The 21,271-nt window shown below is 66.2% G+C and carries 22 protein-coding genes and 1 pseudogene; 10 read left to right on the top strand and 13 right to left on the bottom strand.

Features of this window, described 5'->3' with window-relative positions:
* Positions 1-109 precede the first annotated feature (109 nt).
* Both QX204_RS17015 and QX204_RS17010 read right to left on the bottom strand, forming a co-directional pair.
* Positions 110-1,627, bottom strand: coding sequence for an aldehyde dehydrogenase family protein (locus QX204_RS17015; protein ID WP_301907854.1), 1,518 nt, complete (start codon positions 1,625-1,627; stop codon positions 110-112).
* A gap of 1 nt (position 1,628) precedes the next feature.
* Positions 1,629-3,245, bottom strand: coding sequence for a GMC family oxidoreductase (locus tag QX204_RS17010; RefSeq protein WP_301907853.1), 1,617 nt, complete (start codon positions 3,243-3,245; stop codon positions 1,629-1,631).
* Positions 3,246-3,563: 318 nt separating this feature from the next.
* Between QX204_RS17010 and QX204_RS17005 the strand changes: the two genes are divergently transcribed.
* Entirely contained in the window at positions 3,564-4,334 is a 771-nt protein-coding gene (locus QX204_RS17005) for an SDR family oxidoreductase (RefSeq protein WP_301907852.1), read from the top strand.
* Positions 4,335-4,371: 37 nt separating this feature from the next.
* Here the strand turns inward: QX204_RS17005 and QX204_RS17000 are convergent, their stop codons facing one another.
* Both QX204_RS17000 and QX204_RS16995 read right to left on the bottom strand, forming a co-directional pair.
* Entirely contained in the window at positions 4,372-4,701 is a 330-nt protein-coding gene (locus QX204_RS17000; RefSeq protein WP_301907851.1) for a rhodanese-like domain-containing protein, read from the bottom strand.
* Positions 4,702-4,802: 101 nt separating this feature from the next.
* On the bottom strand, positions 4,803-6,506 hold the full coding sequence (locus tag QX204_RS16995) for an alkaline phosphatase D family protein (protein WP_301907850.1): 1,704 nt from the start codon (positions 6,504-6,506) through the stop codon (positions 4,803-4,805).
* A gap of 321 nt (positions 6,507-6,827) precedes the next feature.
* On the opposite strand from QX204_RS16995, the gene QX204_RS16990 reads away from it, so the two are divergent.
* The 5 genes from QX204_RS16990 (at position 6,828) to QX204_RS16970 (ending at position 10,542) form a co-directional block, all read left to right on the top strand.
* Entirely contained in the window at positions 6,828-7,226 is a 399-nt protein-coding gene (locus tag QX204_RS16990; protein WP_301907849.1) for a TOBE domain-containing protein, read from the top strand.
* 115 nt (positions 7,227-7,341) lie between these two features.
* Positions 7,342-8,100 carry a molybdate ABC transporter permease subunit gene (gene modB, locus QX204_RS16985; RefSeq protein WP_301907848.1) on the top strand — a complete coding sequence of 253 codons (759 nt, stop codon included), beginning with the start codon at positions 7,342-7,344 and terminating at the stop codon, positions 8,098-8,100.
* Positions 8,097-9,146, top strand: a complete 1,050-nt coding sequence (locus tag QX204_RS16980; protein WP_301907847.1) for an ABC transporter ATP-binding protein — start codon at positions 8,097-8,099, stop codon at positions 9,144-9,146. Before modB ends, QX204_RS16980 begins: the two co-directional genes overlap by 4 nt.
* 333 nt (positions 9,147-9,479) lie before the next feature.
* The gene (gene modA, locus QX204_RS16975) at positions 9,480-10,259 is read left to right on the top strand and encodes a molybdate ABC transporter substrate-binding protein (RefSeq protein ID WP_301907846.1); all 780 of its coding nucleotides are present in this window, start codon (positions 9,480-9,482) and stop codon (positions 10,257-10,259) included.
* A gap of 145 nt (positions 10,260-10,404) precedes the next feature.
* Positions 10,405-10,542 (top strand): hypothetical protein, encoded by a 138-nt coding sequence (locus QX204_RS16970; RefSeq protein ID WP_301907845.1) that lies wholly within the window; start codon positions 10,405-10,407, stop codon positions 10,540-10,542.
* A gap of 251 nt (positions 10,543-10,793) precedes the next feature.
* Here the strand turns inward: QX204_RS16970 and QX204_RS16965 are convergent, their stop codons facing one another.
* Together QX204_RS16965 and QX204_RS16960 are read right to left on the bottom strand one after the other, a co-directional pair.
* Positions 10,794-12,194: an NAD-dependent succinate-semialdehyde dehydrogenase gene (locus QX204_RS16965; protein WP_301907844.1), complete on the bottom strand. Its 1,401-nt coding sequence runs from the start codon at positions 12,192-12,194 to the stop codon at positions 10,794-10,796.
* Positions 12,195-12,321: 127 nt separating this feature from the next.
* A pseudogene (locus QX204_RS16960) lies at positions 12,322-12,777 on the bottom strand (KUP/HAK/KT family potassium transporter); the annotation flags it as partial.
* A 567-nt stretch (positions 12,778-13,344) separates the two neighbouring features.
* Between QX204_RS16960 and QX204_RS34465 the strand changes: the two are divergent.
* Positions 13,345-13,437 (top strand): MerR family DNA-binding transcriptional regulator, encoded by a 93-nt coding sequence (locus QX204_RS34465; RefSeq protein ID WP_367620197.1) that lies wholly within the window; start codon positions 13,345-13,347, stop codon positions 13,435-13,437.
* A gap of 116 nt (positions 13,438-13,553) precedes the next feature.
* On the opposite strand, the gene QX204_RS16955 is transcribed toward QX204_RS34465, so the two are convergent.
* Positions 13,554-14,786 (bottom strand): LLM class flavin-dependent oxidoreductase, encoded by a 1,233-nt coding sequence (locus tag QX204_RS16955; RefSeq protein ID WP_301907843.1) that lies wholly within the window; start codon positions 14,784-14,786, stop codon positions 13,554-13,556.
* Positions 14,787-14,788: 2 nt separating this feature from the next.
* Here QX204_RS16955 and QX204_RS16950 point away from each other — a divergent pair, with 2 nt between their 5' ends.
* Positions 14,789-15,232: an NUDIX hydrolase gene (locus QX204_RS16950; protein WP_301907842.1), complete on the top strand. Its 444-nt coding sequence runs from the start codon at positions 14,789-14,791 to the stop codon at positions 15,230-15,232.
* Positions 15,233-15,321: 89 nt separating this feature from the next.
* Here QX204_RS16950 and QX204_RS16945 read toward each other — a convergent pair whose 3' ends face one another.
* The 4 genes from QX204_RS16945 to QX204_RS16930 form a co-directional block, all read right to left on the bottom strand.
* Positions 15,322-15,642 (bottom strand): DMT family transporter, encoded by a 321-nt coding sequence (locus tag QX204_RS16945; protein WP_301907841.1) that lies wholly within the window; start codon positions 15,640-15,642, stop codon positions 15,322-15,324.
* Positions 15,642-15,989, bottom strand: coding sequence for a DMT family transporter (locus QX204_RS16940; protein ID WP_301907840.1), 348 nt, complete (start codon positions 15,987-15,989; stop codon positions 15,642-15,644). Before QX204_RS16940 ends, QX204_RS16945 begins: the two co-directional genes overlap by 1 nt.
* Positions 15,986-16,540 (bottom strand): TetR/AcrR family transcriptional regulator, encoded by a 555-nt coding sequence (locus QX204_RS16935; RefSeq protein ID WP_301907839.1) that lies wholly within the window; start codon positions 16,538-16,540, stop codon positions 15,986-15,988. Before QX204_RS16935 ends, QX204_RS16940 begins: the two co-directional genes overlap by 4 nt.
* Before the next feature lie 160 nt (positions 16,541-16,700).
* Positions 16,701-17,570 (bottom strand): DUF3626 domain-containing protein, encoded by an 870-nt coding sequence (locus tag QX204_RS16930; protein WP_301907838.1) that lies wholly within the window; start codon positions 17,568-17,570, stop codon positions 16,701-16,703.
* Positions 17,571-17,740: 170 nt separating this feature from the next.
* On the opposite strand from QX204_RS16930, the gene QX204_RS16925 reads away from it, so the two are divergent.
* Complete coding sequence (locus tag QX204_RS16925; protein ID WP_301907837.1) at positions 17,741-18,208, top strand: hypothetical protein; 468 nt, start codon at positions 17,741-17,743, stop codon at positions 18,206-18,208.
* Positions 18,209-18,302: 94 nt separating this feature from the next.
* On the opposite strand, the gene QX204_RS16920 is transcribed toward QX204_RS16925, so the two are convergent.
* Together QX204_RS16920 and QX204_RS16915 are read right to left on the bottom strand one after the other, a co-directional pair.
* On the bottom strand, positions 18,303-19,247 hold the full coding sequence (locus tag QX204_RS16920; protein ID WP_301907836.1) for a universal stress protein: 945 nt from the start codon (positions 19,245-19,247) through the stop codon (positions 18,303-18,305).
* Between the two features lie 10 nt (positions 19,248-19,257).
* Positions 19,258-20,118, bottom strand: a complete 861-nt coding sequence (locus QX204_RS16915) for a universal stress protein (protein ID WP_301907835.1) — start codon at positions 20,116-20,118, stop codon at positions 19,258-19,260.
* 204 nt (positions 20,119-20,322) lie between these two features.
* Between QX204_RS16915 and QX204_RS16910 the strand changes: the two genes are divergently transcribed.
* A complete protein-coding gene (locus QX204_RS16910) occupies positions 20,323-21,270 on the top strand; it encodes a CHAD domain-containing protein (RefSeq protein ID WP_301907834.1) in 948 nt (315 codons plus the stop codon).
* Position 21,271: the final 1 nt, after the last annotated feature.

Raw genomic sequence — 21,271 nt, 5'->3', positions numbered from 1 at the left:
ACTCCGAAACTGGTTGGGGGCACCCGATATTCGGCCGGTCGATCCCACGACGCCGACGATGGCCGGGATCGTGGGCCCGAGCCCGTACGACTATGTCGCCGAGCTCCGCTCAGCCGCGCCCGTGCAGCAGGTTGGCCAACGTGGTGAGTCTCTTGTCGTCGGCCGCGGTGCGCGCGAAACTGGTCAGATTCATCAGGCCGGGCATCCGCCTGCTGGCGACCGCCTTGGCGTAGGTGAATTCGCGCAGCCCGTCGGGGCCGTGGATGCGGCCGAAACCGGATTCGCCGATCCCGCCGAAGGGCAGCGAGGGGATCGCGGCGAAAGCGATGACGGAATTGACCGCCGTCATCCCGGACCGGAGGCGCCGGGCCAGTTCCTTGCCGCGCTTCTTGGAGAAGACGGTAGCCCCGAGTCCGTACCGGGAATCGTTCGCCAACCGCACCGCTTCGTCCATATTCGCGACCTTGGCGACGGTGAGGGTGGGGCCGAAGGTCTCGTCGGTATTGGCCAGCGAATCGCTGGGCACGTCGACGAGGACCGTCGGCTGCACGAACCGCTCGCCCACCGCGCCGAGGCCGCCGATGATCGCGCGTCCGCCGCGTTCGAGCGCGTCGGCGATATGACGGCGGACCACATCGGGCTGGCTCGGCATGGTCATCGGGCCGATCTTGGCGGCCGCGTCCGAGCCGGCCCGCAGCGGTTCGACCAATTCCGTGAGCTTGCCGAGGAATTCGTCGTAGACCCGCTCGTGCACGTAGACCCGCTCGACGCCGACGCAGGTCTGTCCGGCATTCGCCATCCCGCCCCAGACCGCGGCGTCGGCGGCCTTGGCGATATCGGCATCGGCGTCCACGAGCAGGGCGTCCTTGCCGCCGCCCTCGATCACCACGGGGGTGAGGGTGTCGGCACAGGCGTGCATGATCTTGCGGCCGGTGGCGGGCGATCCGGTGAACGCGAGCTTGTCGACCCCGGAACGGCACAGCGCCTCACCGGTCGCGCCGAATCCGGTGATCAGTTGCAGCACCGGCTTTTCCGGAACCACCTGGGCGAAGGCGTCGACCAGCCACGCGCCGACGCCGGGGGTGTACTCGCTCGGTTTGAAGATCACCGCGTTGCCCGCGGCCAGCGCGTAGGTGATGGAACCGAGCGGGGTGAACACCGGATAGTTCCACGGTCCGATCACCCCGACGACGCCCATCGGCCGGTACTCCACCGACGCCGAGTGATCCGACATCACCAGTCCGGTCGAGACCCGCTTGCGGCCGAGCACCTTCGGGGCGTGTTTGGCCGCCCAGGAGATGTGGTCGAGGACCAACGCGACCTCCAGTGCCGCGTCCGAATGCGGTTTACCCGTCTCGGCATGCACCACGTCGGCCAGTTGGTTGATGCGCCGGGTGATGACACCGGCCCAGGCGCGCAGCCGTTTTCCGCGTTCGGCGAAGCCGAGCCCCGCCCACCAGTCCGCAGCGTCCCTCGCCGCGGCGACGGCGGCGTTCACCCGCTCGGCGTCATCGATCGGGTAGGTGCCGACGACGTCGCCGGTGGCGGGGTCGAGGGAATCGAAAGTGGCGACCGCGAGGGTGGGCACCGAGGTTTCCGGTGCCGAGGTTTCGGGTGCTGAGGTCATGTCACTTCTCCTGGGCTTGTCGGTTCAGTGCGGTGCGGCCGAGGATCAGGTCGGCGGCCTTCTCCGCGATCATGATGGTGGGCGCGTTGGTGTTGCCCCGGGTGATCGCGGGCATCACCGAGGCGTCGACGACGCGCAGACCGTCGAACCCGTTGACCCGCAGCGCGGTATCGACCACCGACTGCTCGCCGCTGCCCATCGCGCATGTGCTGACCGGGTGGTACAGCGTCTGGGCTGTGGCCCGGATGTGGTCGGCCAGATCGTCGTCGGTGACGCCTGCGATCCGATCCGGCAGGAAGGGCCGGTCCAGGAATTTGCCGATCGCGCTCGCCTGGGAGATCTCGATGACGCGCCGCGCTCCCGTGATGGTCGCGCGCAAATCGATCGGATCGGAGAAGTAGCCGGGATCCATCTCCGGTTTCCACACCGGATCCGCCGACCGCAAACGCAGCCTGCCCCGGCTCGCGACGTCGACCAAGGTGACCCCCGCCGTGAACATGGGCGCGATCGGCTCGTGGAAGCCGTTGTCGTAGAAGCCGGTCGGCGCGACATGGATCTGGATGTCGGGCGCGGCGAGTTCGTCGCGGGAGGTGAAGAAGCCGCCGCCCTCGCCGACGTTGGAGGTCAACGGCCCGCGGCCGGCCAGCTGCCACTGCACCAGGCGTGCCGGATTGACGTAGTCGGACAGGTCCGAGGTGCCCTTGGTGTACCACAGCAGCGGGACCACCGGATGGTCGTGCAGGTTCTCGCCGACGCCGGGCAGGTCCGCGACCACGTCGATGCCGAATTCGCGCAGGTGCGCGGCCGGTCCGATACCCGAGAGCATCAGCAGCTGAGGCGAATTGATCGCGCCGCCGGACAGGATCACCTCGCGTGCGGCGTGGGCGGTGTGCTCGACGCCGTCGCGCCGGTAGGTCACGCCCGTCGCCGTGGTGCCGCGCAGCAGCACCTTCGTCACGAAGCAGTGGGTGCGCACGGTCAGATTCGGGCGGTCGAGCGCGGGGCGTAGATACCCGTCGGCAGTGGACCAGCGGCGACCGTTCTTACAGGTGACCTGGTACCTGCCCACCCCCTCCTGCGTCGCGCCGTTGAAATCGTCGTTCGGCTTGAGTCCGGAGGCGACGGCGCCCTGGACCCAGGCGTCGGTGAGTTCGTGGGTGTAGCGCCGGTCCTCGACGTGGAGCGGGCCCTGTGTGCCGTGGAAGTCGTCATCGAAGCGGGTGTTGGATTCCGCGCGACGGAAGTAGGGCAGCACATCGTCGTAGCCCCAGCCGGTCGCACCGTGCTGGTCGCGCCAGCCGTCGTAGTCGGCGCGGTTGCCGCGGATGTAGATCATGGCGTTCATCGACGAGCAGCCGCCGAGCGCCTTCATCCTCGGCCAATACGCCTTGCGCCCGTCCATGTGCTTCTGCTCGGTGGTCTGGTAGTTCCAGTCCCACCTGGTCTTGAACAGGCTGGAGAAGGCCGCGGGAATATGGATCTCGTCCGCGTCGTCCTCGCCGCCCGCCTCCAGCAGCAGCACCGATACCCCCGTCCGCGCGCTCAGCCGATCGGCCAGCACGCAGCCCGCGCTACCGGCGCCCACGATCACATAGTCGAAGCAATCCTGGTCCGGCATCCCGCGCCTCCTCCTTGTTGCGTCGTGACCTGCGTCACGTCCTCCTACTCAATGTACGACCGCGCGGTGCCGGATCCCAGGATGGGAGCGAACGGAAATCAGATCGATCAGGCCGGTCCGATGTCGCCGTGCTCGCTGATGGCGGCATTTGTCGACGCTTCGGCACGCATCAGCCGATCTCGACCGAGCGTGGATCGAGCGAGCGTGACACCGGGCCGGGCCGCGAATACTGACCAGCAGGTCGCTCCGAGGTCGCCTCTGAATGCCATGTCCGAATCCAGCCGGACATCGAAGGGGCGTGTCCGTTGAATAGCTTGCATGAGCGAAACCGAAACCCCCACAACCAAAACGGCCCTGGTCACCGGTGCGAGCCGGGGCATCGGGCGTGCCATCGCTGAACGACTGGCTCGAGACGGTGTGCTGGTAGCAGTGCATTTCGGTCAGAACGAGGCTGCGGCCAAGGACGTGGTCGCCGGGATCGAGGCAGTCGGTGGCCGAGCTTTCGCGGTTCGTGGCGACCTGGGCTCCACCGACTTCGACACCCTGCTGGAGGACGTGGACGCGGGCTTCGCCGATCACGACGCCCCCGTGGGCCTGGACATCCTGGTCAACAACGCGGGCATGACCGTGATGAAAGGCGTCGACACTATGACGGCCGCGGAATTCGACACTCTCTTCGCCACCAACGTCCGCGCTCCGTTCTTCCTGGTGCAAGGCGCCCTCGACCGGCTTCGCGACGGCGGCCGCGTCGTGAATCTGTCCTCTGCCGTCACGCGGATGGCGTTCCCCGACATCCTGGCCTACACCATGACCAAAGGCGCCATCGACAGCTTCACCCGCGTCCTGGCCCAGACCCTCGGTCCGCGCGGAATCACCGTCAACGCTGTCGCCCCCGGCTATGTAGTCACGGATATGAACGCCTGGCTCATCGACAATCCCGAGGGTCAGCGCGAAGCCTCGTCCAACGTCGCCCTCGGTCGTGTCGGCCACCCCGCCGACATCGCCGACATCGTCTCCTACCTCGTCAGCGACGACGCCCGATGGATCACCGGTCAAACCCTCGACGCCAGTGGCGGTACCGCCCTCTGAACCGCCGTCCTCCGAGCTCCGGCCGCGGGCGCTCTTCTCACGGGGTGAGGGGCCCACCGGCGGCGCGCCAGTCGATTAGGCCACGGCTCATGTTGACGGCTTCGAAGCCGTTCTCGACCAGAAGGTTCGCCGCGCCCGCGGAGCGGAGGCCGCCGGTGCAGAAGGTGATGAGCAAACGGTCGTCGGGGAGATCCACGCACAGCGCGGGGAGTACCTCGAGCGGCATATGCACGGCACCCGGGATGTGCACTCGATTCCACTCGAACTCGCGACGGACGTCCACGATGACCGCGCCTTCCGCGACGAGGCGCACCGCCTCGACGGCGCTGATGGCTGGAGGTCGGCGTAGGTAATGGCGGAAGCTCACGCGCAGCGCCCCTCTTCTCGTACGAGAGGGAAGGCGCCCGGCGCGCGACACGGTGGCAAAGACTCCATAGCCTTCAGTTTAACTGAAGGTTGGTGGGTCCTTCAGGGCTCTCGGCGTATGCCGCTTCGGGGCGAGTCGTCCGTCTCGGTCGACAGCGGCACGTTCGCGACCGTCGCCAAATGCGGACGGCCGCCGTCGGTGCTCACCTGCTCCAGCACGAAGCGGCTGGTCCGACCGCGCAGATGCAGCGTCGCTATCTGGTTGCCGAAGAAAGGCCCGGTGACCCGACTCCACTCGACCGACACCGGGGGAACGGTGGACACCCGGTTCAGGAGGAAACGCGTCACCCGTTCGGCGGCGCGACTCCACGAGACCCGGAAGATCACCTTCATGGCGGTCGGCACATAGTTGTGCATCGGTGAACATGTCAGCTGGTAGACCCGGGACCGCACGGTGTCGGGGTACTTCGCTTGCGCGGCATAGGCGTGGTGAACGTCGCCGGACAGCACGCAGATCGTGGCGGGCGCCCGTCCTCCCGGGCCGCTGCACTGTCCGCGCCCGACGCGGGCGATGAGCCGGGCGAGCCGTTCGAACGAATCTCGGAAGGCGGCCCAATGTTCCAGATCCGCTGAGCGCCGCAATTTTTCGGACCATCCGGCTATACGTCGGCCCCGCACCCCTGAGGCCATGCGCTCATTCCACGACTCCAGGTCGTGGAGGGCGCGCGGCAGCAGCCACGGGAGCGAGGTCCCCAACAACAGGTGGTCGTAGTCGCCCTCGGTCTGTTGTTCGATCCATGAGAACTCGGTCTCGGAGACCATCGACCGCGTGCCGCCGCCGAGTATGCGTCCGCATCGTGAATCGATCACGAGTAGCCGGGTGGTGCCGAGATCTCGACGATACGACCATAGTGCCCCCTTGGCGCCGTCGGCTTCTTCGTCTGCCGCGGAGGCGAAATCGCGGAGCAACTCCGCGCAGTCGCCGCCCTCGGATCGGATCCGCTGGTAGAGCTCGTTGTCGGCCAGATCCGCGGGCGAGAGGTTGCCCAGGTGCTGGTAGATCCAGTACGACGACATCGCGCCCACGATGCGTTCCTCCCACCAGTCGGTGGCCTCGATCTCGTCACGCCACGATCTCGAGGTGTTCCAGTCGTCGATGACGTCGTGGTCGTCGAAGATCATCGACGACGGAACCGTGGACAGCAGCCAGCGCACCTGCGGGTCCGACCATGACTCGGAATAGAGCCACGTGTACTCCTCGAAGTTGCGGATCTGGGCGCCCGGGGGTTGGTCGAGGTCGTGCAACTCGTCGATGCGACGGAGGATCTCCGGGGACAGCTCATCGGCGTAAACCTGGTCGCCGAGCAGGACCAATGCGTCGGGCAGATCTTCGGGTGGGCATTGCATGACTCGCCGCGCAAACGCGTCGAGAGCGTCGGCGTCGAAGTTGTCGTCGTCCTGCGTCGCCGTCGGTGTGGCGAATCGGCACGAGCCGAAGGCGAGGGTCAGTTCCGCGTCGCCTCGGAGCGTGCGAATGACAGACGGGTGCGGGGCGTCGGGCAGCGGCCAGACGCGCTCCCCGTCGAGACCGACCTCGTACTGCGTGACCGAACCGGCCGCCAGTCCCTCGATCAGGACGAGAGCGTAATGGTGTCCGGCGATGGTCCAGGTGTGTTCGTGGTGGCCGAGGACCTCGACAGTGCACGGTGCGGACGTCTCGACCCAGACGGTGGCGTCGCATTCGCCGACGTGACGCAGCAACGGGCCCAGAACTAACTCGGTCCTACTTTCCTGCGGCCGTGCCATCACTCCAGAGTATGCCGATGACCGGCTGTCGAGGGGCGTTCTGCCCTGACAGAACTCATTCATGAATCCGCTGCAGCGGGCGCGAGTACAGGCCGGTGAAGCCGTCCACACCGCCACCTCCTTGCGGCCGCTTCACTGGTGCCGCGCTGTCGGCGAGGAGAGCCTGCGCCGGGCGCTCGTAAGCACGGACGTATCGGTTACGCCGGCTGACCGGTCGGTCGCGAGGTCGCAACCGTGTCGGTCGATTCGGGCCCACAGGGCGACGCTCTAGACGACGGGCATCGCTCGCATTCCGCATGTGCTGCGAATATGCTGCACTTTGTGTCGAATCTGCGGATCAGCGAAGTAGCGGCCTTGATGGGTGTCAGCGATGACACTGTGCGTCGGCATATCGACCAGGGTCGGCTCACGGCGATCCAGCTCGACAGCGGGCGCAAGGGTGTGGACGGTCGCGAGCTGGCGGAGTTCCTGCAGAACAATGCGGAGGCACCGGGGCCGGGAGTTACGGTCGCGTCCTCCGCGCGCAATCGCATGCGCGGGATCGTCACGCGGATTGTGAAGGACACCGTGATGGCGCAGGTCGAGATGCAGGCCGGGCCGTTTCTGCTGGTGTCGTTGATGAGTCGCGATTCCGTCGACGAGCTCGGTCTCGAGGTGGGCAGTATCGCGGTGGCCTCGGTCAAGTCGACCCACGTCGTCGTCGAAGTGCCGGAAAGCTGACGAGGTCGAGCATGATTCGTACAGTGCGCGCGGTCTTCGCCGAGGCCGGATTCGGCAACCTGTGACACGGGTCGCTCGACGTCGGGCCGTGCGAGGTCGGCGGCCGCTGATCCTCATGGCGCCCGCCGTGTGTGGTCTGGTCTTTCTGACCCTGCCGCTGATCGGCATGCTGTGGCGCACGCCGTGGCGGACCCTGCCGGAACGGCTGACCAGCCCCGAGGTCTGGCAGGCGCTGCGGCTGTCGCTGATCTGCGCCACGTCGGCGACGCTGGTGTGCCTGGTGCTCGGCATCCCACTGGCGTGGTTGCTCGCGCGGGGCGAGGTGCCCGGGCTCAGGTTCGTCCGTGCGCTCGTCACGGTGCCGCTGGTGCTGCCGCCGGTGGTCGGCGGCGTGGCGCTGCTGTTGGTACTGGGCCGACGCGGCTTGGTCGGCCAGTACCTCTACGAATGGACCGGCTTTTCGCTGCCGTTCACCACCTACGGGGTGATCGTGGCCGAGGCGTTCGTCGCGATGCCGTTCCTGGTGATTTCGGTGGAAGGTGCGTTGCGCGGCGCTGATCCGCGTTACGAGGAAGCCGCCGCCACGCTCGGGGCGTCTCGATGGCTGACCTTTCGCAGGGTGACGCTGCCCTCGGTGATGCCCGGCGTCGTCGCGGGCGCGGTGCTGTGTTGGGCTCGCGCGCTCGGGGAGTTCGGTGCGACGATCACCTTCGCCGGTAGCTTCCCCGGCACGACCACGACAATGCCGCTGGCGGTGTATCTCGCCCTGGAAACCGACCCCGAGGACGCGATCGTGCTCAGTGTCGTGCTGCTCGCGGTCTCGGTGGCTGTGCTCGTCGCACTGCGCGACCGATGGACGAGGGGCACACTGTGACCCTGAACGCCGAAATCAGCGTCGTCCGTGAGGCTTTCGTCCTCGACATCGCTTTCGAGGTCGCACCGGGTGAGGTCGTCGCCCTCCTGGGCCCCAACGGCGCGGGCAAGACCACCGCCCTGCGCGCATTGGCCGGACTCACACCCTTGGACGGCGGACGGATCGTTCTCGACGACCACGTCTGGGACGCACCGCCGGACCGGTTCGTCCCGGCGGAACGCCGTGAAGTCGGCGTCGTGTTCCAGGACTATCTCCTGTTCGCGCATATGAGCGCCCAGGACAACGTCGCCTTCGGGCTACGTGCTCGCGGACAGCACCGCAACATGGCCAGGACCGAGGCCACCGCGTGGCTCGAACGAGTCGGACTCGGTCGGCACCTGCACGCGAAACCCCGTGCGCTGTCGGGCGGTCAAGCCCAGCGAGTCGCGCTGGCGCGTGCCCTGGTGACCGACCCTGCCCTGCTGTTGCTCGACGAGCCACTGGCCGCACTCGACGCCGGGACTCGGCTGCAGGTCCGCTCCGAACTGGCCCATCATCTCGGCGACTATCCCGGGCATACCGTGCTGGTCACGCACGATCCCTTCGACGCGATGATTCTGGCCGATCGGCTGATCATCATCGAGAACGGCGTCATCGTCCAAGAGGGCGCACCGAGTGAGGTCGCGCGGCGCCCCCGCACCGACTACGTCGCCGACCTGGTCGGACTCAACCTCTATCAGGGCACAGCCGCGGGCACCGCGGTCGATCTCGGCGACGGCGCGGCCTTCACCATCGCCGAACCCGCGCACGGCCCGGTGCACGTGTCGTTCGCTCCCACCGCGGTGAGCCTGTATCCGCAGCGCCCCAGTGGAAGTCCGCGAAACACCTGGCAGGTGACCGTCACCGGCCTCGAGCAGCATGCGCACACGACCCGTGTCCGGCTCGAGGGTGCCCCAGCGGTCTTGGCGGAGGTCACCCCCGCCACAGTCGCGGATTTGCGGCTGCACAGCGGGGCGCAGTTGTGGGCCTCGGTGAAAGCGACCGAGATCCACACCTATCCCGCCTGATGTGCGGGCGGCGCTGACGAGTCGAACCGGCACCCCCGAGGGGGCGGCGCACCCCGCTATTCGCGCCCCGGAACCTCTGCTGGGCGGAACCGAGGTGCGATGTTTTGCAGCTGAAGTACGATTGGGGTGTTAGTTCCGTATCTAAGGTCTGATCTCACTAGGGTAACCGTATATGCGGAGAGGTGGCTGTAACCGGTGAGTGGATCGGATGTGACCGCGCAGAAACAGCGACTGCCTTTCGTGCTGGATCTACGACCGACGCCCGGCCGGACCCCGTCCGAACTCACCCCTTGTTCTTGCATCCGGAACCGCTGAAAGTTGATGAAGTTGAACATGACTCGCATGGTCCGTGGCATCGCGATGGCCGGCGCCGTAGCGCTGGCCGCGGCCGGCTGTGGAAACGACACGACGACCGAGCCCGCATCAGCGGACAAGATCTCCGGGACCGTCACCGTCTTCGCCGCCGCCTCGCTGACCGAGACCTTCACCGAACTGGGCAAGCAATTCGAGGCAGCACATCCCGGAGTGAAGGTGGTCTACAACTTCGGCGCCAGCTCGGCGCTGGCCGAACAGATCAAACAGGGCGCGCCCGCCGACGTGTTCGCCTCGGCCGCACCGAAGAACATGCAACAGGTCGTCGACGCCGGTGAAGTCACCGCCGAACCGGTGACGTTCGTGCGTAACCGCCTCGAGATCGCTGTGCCCGCAGGCAATCCCGGCCGCATCACCGGTTTGGCGGATTTCGGTAAGACCGAGCCGAAGATCGCGCTGTGCGCCGAACAGGTGCCCTGCGGTGCTGCGGCGAAAACCGTCTTCGAGGTCGCCGGCGTCGCTCCGCAGCCCGACACTCGCGAATCCGACGTGAAGGCCGTGCTGACGAAGGTGACCTTGGGTGAGGTGGACGCGGCCCTGGTCTACCGGACCGATGTGCGGGCCGCCGGTGCGAAAGTCGAAGGCATCGACTTCCCCGAGTCGACCAAGGCAGTCAACGACTATCCGCTCGCGCCGCTGGCCAAGGCACCCAACTCCGCTGCCGCCGCGGCGTTCGTCGAGTTCATCGGCTCGGACAAGGCAGGCGCGGTGTTCACCGAGGCCGGATTCGACAAACCGTAACCGCGTAGAATCGCAACACTGAATGAAATATGTTGCGAAACAACAAGATTAGTTGATCAACCCGCTGAAGTGGGTTGTATCATGGCTTTCCGGCGCACTGGTTGACCTTTATCCTCTGCAACACTAAGCACAAAGAGAGAACTCAGTGCGCACAGCAAGCCAACTGTTCGTCTTCAGCATTTCCGCGACCGTGCTGGCTGTCGTCGGCGCGCCGGCCATTTACTGGATCATCTGGGGCGGGCTCGCCGTCGTGGCCGTGGTCCTGTGGTTCGTGAGGCGCTGATGCCTACGATCGTGACCCTCGACCGCGCCCAGGTCGCCGAACGGATCGGGATGAATCCGCCGACCTGAGCCAGTACACCCTGCCCGAGGCCGACGCCATCATCGGGCCTGTCGACGCTGGCGAGCCGCTACCCGGATCGGCCCGCAGCCGGTTTTCCGGGGCTATCGACACCTGGAACGCAGAGCGTCCGGTCGTGGTGCTCGCGCCGGTCCGGAGGGATGAGGTGGTCCACGACGGCTGCGGTTCCGGTGTCAGCCGCCCGCTCCCGCGATCTTCGATTCCGCCGGGACAGTGCGAATGAGCTTGTGGTTGGCGAACTCTCCGATTCCGTAGTGGGAGAGTTCGCGTCCGAAGCCGGATCGCTTGACGCCACCGAACGGGAGTTCGGGGACGGTCCCGGTGGGATGGTTGATCCACACCATGCCGCTGTCGAGTCGGTCCGCGACCGATCGCGCGGCATCGACGTCGCCGGAGAAGACGGTGGCGCCCAGTCCGAAGCTGGACGCGTTGGCCTGCCGCACGGCGTCATCGGCATCCCGCACTCGGTGAACGACAGCGACGGGACCGAACAATTCCTCACTGAAAGCACGCATGTCCGCTGTGACGCCGGTCAGCACGGTCGCTGCGAAATAGGCGCCGGGCCTGTCGACTCGATGACCACCCACGTGCGCTGATGCTCCCCGGTCGAGTGCGTCTCGCACGATCTCTCCGAGATCCTCGACAGCCTGTTCCGACGACAGTGGTCCCAGCGTGGTCGCCGGGTCTTGCGGATCGCCGAGCTTCAAGCCGTGAAACGCTCGGGCGAGCCCATCGACGAAACGCTCGTAGAGGCTGTCCACGACGAAGAATCGCTTGGACGCCACGCAGCTCTGGCCGGTATTGGCCAGGCGTCCGGTGGCCGCGCCTTCGATCAACCGTTGGAAGTCGCCGCCGTCGTCGAGAACGATGAACGGATCGCTACCACCGAGTTCGAGTACCGATTTCTTGAGATTCTTGCCTGCGTGTTCTCCCACGCTCGCCCCGGCGGCCTCACTACCGGTCAGGGACACCCCCTTGACAGTGGGATTGCCGATGATCCGTGCGATCTTCGAGCCGGAGACGAAGATATTGGTGTAGACGCCCGCAGGAGCGCCGGCATCGGAGAACAGCCGTTCGAGCGCCAGCGCCGACTGCGGGCAGTTGCTGGCATGCTTGATCAGAACCGTGTTGCCGAGCATGAGATTCGGCCCCGCGAAGCGGACAACTTGATACAGCGGAAAATTCCATGGCATCACGCCGAGCAATACACCGATCGGTGCCGTGCGCACGATAGCCGAACCGTCGGCGACTTCGATGCTCTCATCGGCGAGCATCGCCTCGCCGTTGTCCGCGTAGTACTGCAAAATCGCCGAGGCCAGCGCGACCTCGCCGCGGCTTTCGCCGATCAACTTACCCATTTCCAACGTCAGCAGTGGCGCCAGTTCGTCTGCTCGGTCGGTCAAGAGTTGCGCGGCTCGACCCAGAATCGCGGCGCGTTCGGATTTCTTCGTGTGACGCCACGACGCGTACGCGGTATCGGCGGCCTCGACGGCGGCATCGACTTGCTGCTCGGTGAACTCGTCGAACTCCTCGACCGTGCTGTTGTCGGCGGGATTGACGGTCGCGATTGCCATGAAGTGATTCCTTTCGGCGGTGACAGCGGTCTTCGTCGGACAGCCGTGGCGCGGGATGCGCGCAACGCCTGATCTGCGCCTTACCCCGGCATGCTTCGGGGAAACAGTGCGGCCGACGACCGGAGTCTCAGACGTCGATGTGGGAGCCCATGATGACGGTGCGATCGCGGGGTAGGGAGAAGTAGTCGGCGGCGTCGGCGGTGACGTGGATGATGCCGTCGTCGCCGTGTCCGAGGTGGTCGATGGTGAGCCGTTCGGTGAACGGGACGCGGGGAACCGGGTCGGTGGTGATGCTCACGATCGCGACATGCTGGTGTCGGATGTGGTTGTTCTCGACATTGGCGCGCATGGCGAGCGGGGTCGTCTTCTTGCCCCGGTTGAGGAAGATCGCCGTGCCGGGGACCTCGACCGTCTCCGGTTTCCCCTCGCGGAGTTCGTCGACGAATTCCTGCAGCGAACCTTCACGCTGCTCGCGTGCCGCGGTGACGATGTCGCGACCGCGTCCCCAGGTGGTCATCACCGTGAACGCGATGACACCGATGAGCAGCGGTAGCCAGGCGCCGTGCACGATTTTGGTGAGGTTGCCCTGCGGCGATGATCCGATCGTGGTCGACTCGGCCGTGCAGACCAGGCACCGATGCCGCCAACACGGAAAGATCGTCGAGAATCCGCTTCATGTCCTGCACACGGTGACGCCACAGTCGTGGCTTGCGCGGATCCTCGGCTGCCAGGGCGATCCGTTTCGAGTCCACATGCGTCGGTTGGATAACCACGAATCCGTGCGAGCTCCAGTAGCGACCAGCGGCGCGTAACCGTCCATGCTGGAGCCGAACCCGTGCGCGAAGAGCACGACCGGTAGATCCTTGCCGGTGACCGGGGCGGAAACCCTCACTTCGAGGTCTGCACCACGACCGGATATGGGCACCTTCAGTGGTTTGACGGTGACGGTCGGTGTGGGTGCGGGATCGGCCAGGCCGGTGCCGGGGTGAATGACCATGAGTGACATATTCTTTCGGATCAGTCGCGGCGACGTGTGTGATCGCGGTGCGTGCTCCTGGCAGGTAGCCGGTGGTGAGCTGCCGGAGCTTCCGTCGCGGAGGGGGACCTCGACTACGCTAGAGCCTGACGTCGATGTCAGAGGCAAGCGGTTATGGCATGGATCACGCGAAGGATGCGAATGCGTATCGGCGAATTGGCTCGCCGGACCGGGGTTTCGACCCGGGCCCTTCGGTACTGGCGCTGACCGCTGGAACTGCGCTCGGCATCGAGCAGATTCTGCTGTTCGTAGTAGCTTCCACTCCTGTGCGGACGTCGCCGGGAACCTGGGTTCCCCGGCGTCTGGGGACGACGGTGGTTCGGTCATGCGGTGATCGGCAGATCGCCGGGTTCCGGTGCGGGCGTCCAGAGCGTGTTGGGTATCTCCGCGCGCAGGATCGGCGCGACCTCGCCGAAGAACCGTTCGAGGTAACCCTTCGTTGTGGCGAGATCTGTTGTGTAGGTGGAGAAGAAGCCCTCGACGCCGACACCGAAGACCTGATTGCCGAACTTCGCCTGCGTGCGCAGCAGTTTCTCGGTGATCTGCTCTGCGGTGCCGACGAGTGCCGAACCGTTCTCGACGAAATCCTCGAGCGAGTCGAACGGAAAACGGCCGCGGCCGGAGAAGTGTTCACGCACAGACGCTTCGAAGATCGGCCGGGCGATGACGAAGGCATCCTGGGATCGGTCGGTGATGATGGGGGAGTGGACCCCGACCGCGATCAGGGCCGCGTCGGCATCGTGGCCGTGGTGGGCCAGACGTTCGCGGTAGTGGCGTACCAGGTCGAGATAGGTCTCATCGCGTCCCAGGCCGTTCGCGGAGTAGAGGGGATCGCCCCACCGCGCGGCCAACTCGGTGGACCGACGGCTGGTGGCCGATCCGTGCCAGACGCGCGGTGCGGGCTGTTGCAGCGGATGAGGTTCGACCGTCGCGCCGGACAGTGGTGGCCGGAATCGTCCCTGCCAGTGCACATCCTCTTCGCGCCAGAGTCTGCGGACCAGCTCGTTGCCCTCTTCGAGCCGGTCCCACAGATCCGCCTGGTCGATCCCGAAGACCGAGGGGGCGACCGCGTCGCCGACTTTGCCGATGATCAGGTCGAGACGTCCGTCGCTGAGATGGTCGAGGGTCGCGTAGTCCTCGGCCGAACGCACCGGATCGGTCAGCGAGAGCACCGCGACGGTGGTCACCAGCCGAATGCGGCGGGTCCGCGCGGCGATATGGCACAGGATGACAGCGGGGGACGACGACAGCAGCGCGGGATTGTGTCGCTCGCCGACGCCGAACGCGTCGTAACCGACGTCTTCGGCCCATCGGGCCAGTTCGACGACCTCGCGGAAACGGGCAGCCTTTCGAGGACGGTTCGTGACTACCTTTACCTGTGGTGTACCGGGCACAGTCGGCGCGGCACCGCCGTAGATCTCGACGCGTTCGCGAAGATATTTGGCGTCGTTCGTCGCCGGATGCGCCCGGCACCGAGCACAATTGAGAAGGAGCCACCACCGAGTGGCTTCGACGACACGCAGCTCCTCTGCCCGACCGAAGGTTGGTGAATCCACCGATGGCGATACCTATGTACGACGAGGTCCTACCGCGCGGCGAACGCGATGGATTCGGGCTACGCGTCGGCGCGATCATCGACCGTGGCGGAGAAGTGCTGCTATTGGAAGTCAACAGCACCGGCCCCATCCGCCTCACCCACAAACTTCCCGGCGCCACGGTGGGACCCGGAGAATCGGTGTCCGCCGCGCTCGTGCGGGGAGTCCGCGAGGAAACCGGCCTGACCGTCACCGACATCCGACATCATGTCGGCGACTTCGACTATCTGTCCCCGGCCGGAAAACCGGTGCGACGTCTGCACTTCGCCGTCGATGTGAAAGCCACCAGCCCCATCCGCCTCTCGGCGCACGCCGGGTACCTGTGGGTGTCCTTGGACCGAGAGCTGTTCGTCACGCCCTCGATCCGCAGCATCCTCAGTACATACAAGGCTCTCCCCGCCCCCTGAGCGACCGATTTCGGACGGCCGGTGGGCTGCTCGGCCAGTCTCGCGGAGAATGGAGAGTCGCTCATCGGTACCGCCGATGCGGAGGATGGTCAGTGGCCGCCTCCGAGTTCGAGGAGTAGGACACCGGCCACGATCAGGCCGATGCCGCCGAGCATTCGGCGTGTCAGCGGTTCGTCGAAAAGATACTTCGACGCGACAGCCGTGAGGGCAACGCCGGAGGCTGCCCAGATGCCGTAGGCGATGCCCAGTGGCAGGCCTTGACGCAGGCCGGCGAGCAGGCTCAGGAACGCGGCGAGATAACCGATGACGACTGCGGCGTAGAACTTGGTGCGCCCCATGGCCGCAACGCGCAGTGACAAGGTCGCGCTGACTTCGAAGACGATGGCGCAGATCAAGAACAGGTACTGCATCATCGGCTCGTCTCGGTAGCGGCAGCCGCGGCCGGGTGTGATCCGGTTTCGACGAGCAGGACACCGGCGATGACCAGCGCGAGCCCCGCGCCCATCGCGAGGGTGAATGCTTCGTCGAAAAGCAACGACGACAGCACCGCGGTCAAGGCGACACCACTGGCACCCCAGATGCCGTAGGCGACGCCCAGTGCCAGACCGCGTTTGAGGACCGCGGCGAGGAATACGAACGCCGCCACGTAGCCGACGACGACGACCGCGTACAGAGCCGGATCGGTTTCCGAGCCTTTCAGCGACAGCGATGCGGCCACCTCGCTGAGGATGGCCGCGGCCAGCAGAAGCCAGGTCACGATGTAGGTCCTTCCAGAAGTTCGAGTGCGAATCGGAGCAAGTCGGGGCGATCATCGGCGGGCACCGGGAAGGTGTCGATCGCGCCGACGAACCACGCTCCATCGGCAAGGAGTCGTGCGGTATGCAACCGGGTCCGCTCCGGCGCCGGAAGCTCGGCGGGCACCTCGACCCACTTGTCGAACCTTTCGGTCCACCGGGCAGTCATCCGGTCGGCCAGTTTGGGATCGCTCAGCATCACCAGATCCGATCGTCGGTGTGCGTAGCCCAGAGACCACCGCAGATACGCGCCGATACGTTGTGCCGCCGACGCTTCGTCGACAGGTACCGGCAAACGGGTGAGCAGGTCCTGTTCGAGCGTGTCCACGACGTGGTCGACCAGGGCTTCCATCAGCGCGGCCTTGGTCGGAAAGTGATACATCAGACCAGGTTTGGTGAGCCCGGCCCCGTGCGCGACCGATTCCAACGAGACGGTGGCGCCCTCGTCGAGCAATCGCAGAGCGGTATCGAGAATGGCGGCCGCCGAAGAGGGTCGGCCCTTGGTTCGCGTCACCACGGTATGACTACACCTTTCCGGTCGCTCGTCCCCACATTACTTTACCTTCCGGTAGGTGAAGAAATATAATGCAAAGTGGGCGGCATCGCGGTCTGGGTGTCAGCGAAAGGCATCGCCGAAATCGGGGGCAGCCCGGCCGCTGATCGTCGCTGGGGAGTCACTGCCCGCTGGCCGGTAGCGAGTCGGCGGAAGGCCGGTCGCGGCGTTGCGGTGCGTTGTGTTCTCCGGATCCGTTCATTCCGAAGCGGGCGAGATAGTGCCAGACCTTCTTCAGCGACTGAGCATCGTATTCGCTTGACTGCGCGGCCTGTCCGAGCACGGAGGCGTCGAGTACGCCGTTCACCGCGATCGACGTACCGAGGTCCACATAGTGCACTCCCCGGTAATCAGGGTGCTCGCGAAGAGTACTGACACCGAGGTGAAATCCGTGATGCCACTCCACGGCACACGGAAGGCGCCGTGCGGCCCTCTCGATACCGGTGCCACGGTGGCTGGGGTCGAGCACGATCGCCTCGACATCGCGATCGAGTCGGACCGGGCCGTGGATGTGTGCCTCGATGTAGGTGTCGAGCAGGTCGGTGTCGGCCATCTCGGCCAGTGCGATGAGACCCATGCTGGATGCCACGCCGAAATTCGAGGGGTTCAGATGACTGTCCGGGTAGCAGAATGTGGTGCGGTCCAGCACTGTCGTGGTCAATCGCAAATGTGCTGATCCGAACCGCGGCGCGGCACCGAACGGCAAGTGCCGGAAGTTCAGCGCACCGTAGATCGGGCGATGTTCGACTGGCGCTCGGTCGTAGGCGCCGCCGAACATCCGGCTCTCCCACTGCCAGCGGTCACCACCCGGATACGCGGTCAAACCACCGTTGCTGGTCCCTGTGACGAATTGCGAGCGGTAGAACCCGTCATCGACCAGGGCTTCGATGACGAGTCGGTCTCCGACCAGCCAATCGGGATGAAAGTTCACCGTCACCGGGATCGAGGAGTCCAGCGCGCGCCCCTGAGAGTGTGTGGCGACATACTCCACGGCCCGCGTCGCGCCTGGGGATGGGAGGTCGCTGTGCACATGCCCAGTCTGCGCGAGGATCGGGCGCACGCAACTCGGGGTAACGACCGCAACCGGTTAGCCGATGCAACAATGAATTCGAAGCCATCTCATGCAATCGCCCGTGCAGCAATCGCAGTGGAAAGGCTCACATGTCCCACCGGAAACTTGCCAATTTCTCCCTCGCCGCCGGCGCGGTCGTCGCCGCCCTCGTCGCCACCAGTGCTCCCGCGGCAGCCTCGAACTACATCCCCGTCGAGCTCCCTATCACCACCACGGGTGCCTACGGCCCGGGCTGCTCCGGCGACGTCTGGGCGGTCGGCAATGTCTACCCCGACGGCGACGTCCCCGGCACAGTAGACCTCCAACTCAAAGGCTGGCTGAAGGTCTTCGGCGTCCCCGCTCCCTGGTGCACCCTGGCCCCCACGGTCCAATGGCGCAACCTCGACACCGGTGCGACCGGCCGAGCGTCCACCTCCCTCGGCGCCTGGCAACCCTTCTTCTGGTCGGCCCCCGTAGTCGGCAACCTCCGGCTCGTAACCGGCCCCGGCCAGGTCGAGTTCACCCTCATCACCGACCTTCCTCACACCCCGAGCGTCACGAACTTCCGGGTGTACTGACACGGACCGCACAGACATCGGCCAGGACAAGCGCCGACGGGAGATCTCGGTGACTGTCGCCGCCATCGCGAACAACGCAATGTCGGCCGAAATGCTACGACGGTGGCCTACTCGTGCGCCGAACAGCAACAGCCCCCTCCGATGATCGCGCCGGAATGTCTGCTGGTCGGTGGGACGGCCTGTGCCGAGACTGCTGACCGACGATGACGACCGGAACCTTCGCGGCGCCGAGGACCGCGCCGCTGACCGACCTGCGCGTGGCTCGGGTGAAACCACTGCGGTGACTGCCGAGGACTATCAGCTGTGCTCCGGCGGATTCTCGCACCAATCGGTGTGCGGGCTCGCCGTGAGCGACGAGCCGGGTGACATCGACGTCGGGATATTCCTCCCTGTAGCGCGCCAGGCTTTCCGTCAGCAGGCGGTGCGCGGTCTCGGGTGCGCGAGTTTCGGGGCGCGGATCGTTCCATAGTGAGATCGCGACGAGCCCGACGCCGCGGCGAGATGCCTCGCCGATCGCGAACTCGACAGCGCGGCGGCTCGCGGGCGAGCCGTCCACGCCGACCAACACCGGCAGGTGTCGTAACTCGGGCGGTTGGGGGCCTGGGATGACGGCCAAGGGGCAGCGCGGTCGGCGGGCCAGCGCACCACTGACAGAACCGAGCAGGGTGCGCTCGAATACGCCGAGCCCGCGCGCGCCGACGACCAGAAGCTGGGCGTGGCGTGCGTAGCGGCGCAACGTCGAAATCGGCGACGGGCTGACCAGTGAGGTCCGCACCGTCAGCGGATACGGTGCCGTCTCGGCGTGCGCGACCGCTCTCGCCGCGGCCAACGCTTCTTCGCCCGCATCGCGGAATCCCTGGTGGTGCAGGGTGAACACGCCCAGATGGTCGCCCAGGTCCCAACCCGAACTCATCGCGTGGACGGCGTGCAGTGGCGCGCCGCGCAACATCGCGGTGCGCGCAGCCCAACGGACCGCGCTCGATGCCGATGCGGACCCGTCGACCCCCACGACGACTGGGCGGGTGGTGAGTGCGGTCATGGTGTCGGTCTCAATTCCCGATGGCGGGCCTGGTGATGATGAGCGGGCATTCGGCGCCGTGCAGTACCGCCTGGGCGACGGAACCCAGAGTCATGCCAGCGAATCCCCGGCGGCCGTGGCTGCCGACGACGATGAGCTGTGCGGTGGCCGCGGCGAGGAGGATCGCCTTGGCGGGCGACTGCTCCGCGACCACGCGCTCGACCGACACCTCGGGGTACTTCTCGGCGTATCCGGCCAGGCTTTCCGACAGCACCGCTTCGGCTTCGGTCTGCATGGTCGTGCGCGTCTCGTAGCGGTAGAACTCGGACCAGGTATGGACCGCCACCAAACGAGCACTGCGGTGGGAGGCCTCGTCGAAAGCGATCGCGATGGCGTCGGCACTACAGGCGGAACCGTCGACACCGACCACCACCGCGCCGGTGTCGGACACAGTTTCCGGAATTACCGCCACCGGGCATTCGGCGTGGCGGGCGAGCGAGGTGCTCACCGAGCCGAGCAGCGTGCGGCGGAATGCGCCGAGTCCACGGCTGCCGACGACAACGAGCCGAGCCGACCTACTGAGGTCGCGCAGCACGGCAACCGGGGAACCGGACACCGCGGCGGTGGAGACGGCGGTTCCGGGGATCTTCTCCGCCGCTACCGCAGCAGCGGCGACGATGGATTCACCGTGAATGCGTAGCTGTTCGGCATCGAAGAGGGGCCCGACCAGGCCCGGCCCGTAGTCGACGGGGACATCGATGGCATAGACGATCTGCAGCGGGGCACGGCGGTGCGCGGCGTACTCGGCAGCCCAGCGCAGGGCGACGAGGGACTGTTGCGAGCCGTCGACGCCGACGACGACCGGCTGATTCGGGTTCCCAGGAGTGAACATGATGTCGCCTTTCTGTTTCCTCCACTGTGCGCCGGGGTCCTCGGAGCACAGCAGGGTCGGATGGCCCGTGCCGAGGGGCACTAGGTCGTCGTCGAGAACACCCGGATCGGGGACCGGCGGGGGCGAACGACCCTGGGCCGGCGGCGCCGTCGCGCGCAGGGTGGACATAGGACCCGTTCACCCACTCACCGAGGCAGGTTTGCGATGAAAGCCGAAATCCCCAGCAACGTCGACGCCCGCACGTCGATCGGTCCCGCGTCGGCGAGCACACTGTTGGCCGAATACCTGCACACCCAGCGCGAGACGATCCTGGATGGTCAGATCACTGTCGAGACGCACGACGATCTGGACTCGGTTCCCACCATGGTGATCGCGTCCAGGCGTGCCCGCAGCGCTCTGAGTGCGCACCGGAAAACCGTTCACGCCGAGCCGGAGGTGCACAGACTGATCGAGGAACTGCGCTGGTTCGGCATCAGCGTCGGCGCGGCCCACGAACTGCGGACACAGTCGGCGCGACTGCACGCCGCTGTAGATGTGCTGCGTCCGCGCTATGTTCGCGGACCCGTGCGCGCGAGAATCACCGAATACTTCGGGGAGCGAACCAGATTGGCATGGCTGGCCGCACGCGACCTGCTCGGCTCGCCCCGGTTTCCCGCCATGATCGAGGACCTGATGGCCGAAGAGCGGTTGTTGCTCGGCGGCATCGTGGTGGGGGTCGACGATGTCGACAATGCGGTGGTGCTGAGCGCGTTGCTCGATCGGGTCAGATCGCGTATGCGGGCGGTCGAGTCCGCGGGGGAGGAGGACGCCCGTGACGCAGCAATCCACGCACTGCGCAAAGCGATCCGGCGCACGCGCTACTACCTCGACAGTGTCCGCGATCTCGATCCGTCGCGTACCGCGCAGGCATGCGACGGCTTGCGTGTTGTGCAGGACCTGCTCGGCGAACACCAGGACGCGGTGGTGGCCAAACATCACCTGATCCAGATCACCAGGGAAGCGGAGAACGCGGGGGAGTCGACGTTCACCTACGGACTGTTGCTGCAACGCGAAATCGACCGGACCACCCGGTATTCGGCGGAACTGCCGACGGCCTACTGGCGATCGTTGCGCGATGCGAGGGTGATGGCGGACGTGCACGACAACGATTGAG

It is taken from the genome of Nocardia sp. PE-7, from assembly GCF_030486425.1.
Classification (GTDB): domain Bacteria; phylum Actinomycetota; class Actinomycetes; order Mycobacteriales; family Mycobacteriaceae; genus Nocardia; species Nocardia salmonicida_A.
This window is presented reverse-complemented; position numbering and strand designations above follow the sequence as displayed.

Coding starts and splice junctions, on each gene's coding strand:
- QX204_RS17015 (WP_301907854.1), bottom strand. CDS start 1,627: ATGACCTCAGCACCCGAAACCTCGGCACCGGAAACCTCGGTGCCCACC.
- QX204_RS17010 (WP_301907853.1), bottom strand. CDS start 3,245: ATGCCGGACCAGGATTGCTTCGACTATGTGATCGTGGGCGCCGGTAGC.
- QX204_RS17005 (WP_301907852.1), top strand. CDS start 3,564: ATGAGCGAAACCGAAACCCCCACAACCAAAACGGCCCTGGTCACCGGT.
- QX204_RS16995 (WP_301907850.1), bottom strand. CDS start 6,506: ATGGCACGGCCGCAGGAAAGTAGGACCGAGTTAGTTCTGGGCCCGTTG.
- modB (WP_301907848.1), top strand. CDS start 7,342: ATGGCGCCCGCCGTGTGTGGTCTGGTCTTTCTGACCCTGCCGCTGATC.
- modA (WP_301907846.1), top strand. CDS start 9,480: ATGACTCGCATGGTCCGTGGCATCGCGATGGCCGGCGCCGTAGCGCTG.
- QX204_RS16965 (WP_301907844.1), bottom strand. CDS start 12,194: ATGGCAATCGCGACCGTCAATCCCGCCGACAACAGCACGGTCGAGGAG.
- QX204_RS34465 (WP_367620197.1), top strand. CDS start 13,345: ATGGCATGGATCACGCGAAGGATGCGAATGCGTATCGGCGAATTGGCT.
- QX204_RS16950 (WP_301907842.1), top strand. CDS start 14,789: ATGGCGATACCTATGTACGACGAGGTCCTACCGCGCGGCGAACGCGAT.
- QX204_RS16945 (WP_301907841.1), bottom strand. CDS start 15,642: ATGCAGTACCTGTTCTTGATCTGCGCCATCGTCTTCGAAGTCAGCGCG.
- QX204_RS16925 (WP_301907837.1), top strand. CDS start 17,741: ATGTCCCACCGGAAACTTGCCAATTTCTCCCTCGCCGCCGGCGCGGTC.
- QX204_RS16920 (WP_301907836.1), bottom strand. CDS start 19,247: ATGACCGCACTCACCACCCGCCCAGTCGTCGTGGGGGTCGACGGGTCC.
- QX204_RS16915 (WP_301907835.1), bottom strand. CDS start 20,118: ATGTTCACTCCTGGGAACCCGAATCAGCCGGTCGTCGTCGGCGTCGAC.
- QX204_RS16910 (WP_301907834.1), top strand. CDS start 20,323: ATGAAAGCCGAAATCCCCAGCAACGTCGACGCCCGCACGTCGATCGGT.